Annotated in this window: 2 protein-coding genes and 1 pseudogene; all 3 read left to right on the top strand. The window is 75.8% G+C overall.

Going from position 1 to position 1758, the window contains the following annotated elements; translation table 11 throughout:
* Positions 1 to 180, top strand: a pseudogene (locus DZF91_RS40240) (hypothetical protein); the annotation flags it as partial.
* An 18-nt stretch (positions 181 to 198) separates the two neighbouring features.
* Complete coding sequence (locus DZF91_RS24295) at positions 199 to 852, top strand: response regulator transcription factor (RefSeq protein WP_407920935.1); 654 nt, start codon at positions 199 to 201, stop codon at positions 850 to 852.
* A gap of 191 nt (positions 853 to 1043) precedes the next feature.
* A partial coding sequence (locus DZF91_RS24290) for an ABC transporter ATP-binding protein (RefSeq protein WP_117359608.1) occupies positions 1044 to 1758 on the top strand: 715 nt, incomplete at its 3' end.

The raw sequence follows: 1758 nt of genomic DNA, 5'->3' as shown, positions 1-1758 counted from the left end.
GAGCCGCCCGGGGACGCGCTCGCGAGCAGGGGCCGCGCGGTGTCCGGGCTGCCCGGGGCGGGCGCCGGGCTGCTGGGGCTGGACGAGCGGGTCGCGCTGGTCGGCGGGACGCTGACGCACGGCCGCACGGCGGACGGGACGTTCCTGCTCGTGGCCCGGCTGCCGCTGGGGGACTCCTAGAGTGGGGACGTGGCTGAGGTGATCCGGGTGCTCATCGTGGACGACGACCCGCTCGTCCGCGCGGGGCTGTCGATGATGCTGGCGGGCGCGGACGACCTGGAGATCGTCGCGGACGTCGCGGACGGCTCGGAGGTCGTCCCGGCCGTGAACGAGCACCGGCCGGACGTGGTGCTCATGGACATCCGGATGCCGCGCGTGGACGGCCTGGCGGCGACCCAGCTGCTGCGGTCGCGGCGCGAGCCGCCGGAGATCATCATCCTGACCACGTTCGACACCGACGACCACATCCTGCGGGCGATGCGCGCCGGGGCGAGCGGCTTCCTGCTCAAGCACACCCCGCCGCCGGAGATCATGCGGGCGATCCGGCAGGTCGCCGCCGGGGAGCCCATGCTGTCCCCGCCGGTGCTGCGCAAGATGATGGGGTACGTCGCCGAGGCCGGGGTCGACCCGCGCCGCGAGCGGGCGCGCGCGCTGCTCGACCGGCTCAGCGAGGGCGAGCTGGCCGTCGCGACCCGTGTCGGGCGCGGCCTCACCAACAGCGAGATCGGGCGCGAGCTGTCGCTGAGCGTGGCGACGGTGAAGGCGTACGTGTCGCGGCTGCTGGCGAAGCTGGAGCTGAACAACCGCGTCCAGATCGCGCTGCTCGTCCACGACGCCGCCCTCGACGCCTGACCGCTCCCCCGGACCTCCCCGCCTCCGCTCCCCCGGCCCTCCCGCCTCCGGTCCCCCGGCCCTCCCGCCTCCGGTCCCCCGGCCCTCCCTGCCTGCGGCCGACCGACGGCCGGGACGGCATAGACCTCCGTCGCCCCTCCCCCGACCTTCGGACGTTTCGGACACTCCTCGCGAAACGCCAGGCTGGGGGCATGATCGAAGTCGAGCGACTGACCAAGCGCTACGGCCCGGCCACGGCGGTCGAGGACGTGAGTTTCGGGTGCCGCCCGGGCACCGTGACGGGGTTCCTCGGGCCGAACGGCGCGGGAAAGTCCACCACGATGCGGATGGTCTGCGGGCTGACCCCGCCCACCTCCGGGACGGCGACCGTGCTCGGCGTGCCGTTCGCGTCGCTCCCCAACCCCGGCCGGCACGTCGGGGTGCTGCTGGACGCGTCCGCGCAGCACGCGGGCCGCACCGGCCGCGAGACCCTGGCGCTGACCGCGCGCCTGCTCGGCGTCCCGGCCCGGCGCGCGGACGAGATGCTGGAGACGGTCGGCCTGGCGGGCCGGGCCGCGGGCCGCCGCGTCGGCGACTACTCGCTCGGCATGCGCCAGCGGCTCGGGATCGCGCAGGCGCTGGTCGGCGACCCGTCCGTGCTGATCCTGGACGAGCCCGCCAACGGCCTGGACCCCGAAGGCATCTTCTGGATGCGGACGCTGCTGCGCGGGTTCGCCGACCGGGGCGGCACCGTGCTGCTGTCCTCGCACCTGCTGCACGAGGTGGAGGCGGTCGCCGACACCCTCGTGGTGATCGCGGGCGGACGCGTCGCGGCGAGCGGCACCAAGGCCGAGCTGCTCGCGCCGACCGGCCGGACGCTCGTCCGGGCGCTGGACCCGGCGGCCCTCGCCGCGGCCCTGGCCGGGG

It is taken from the genome of Actinomadura logoneensis (assembly GCF_003428695.1).
In the GTDB taxonomy this organism is placed as follows: domain Bacteria; phylum Actinomycetota; class Actinomycetes; order Streptosporangiales; family Streptosporangiaceae; genus Spirillospora; species Spirillospora logoneensis.
The sequence above is the reverse complement of the archived record's forward strand: the minus strand, read 5'-3'. Positions and strand labels throughout refer to the sequence as shown.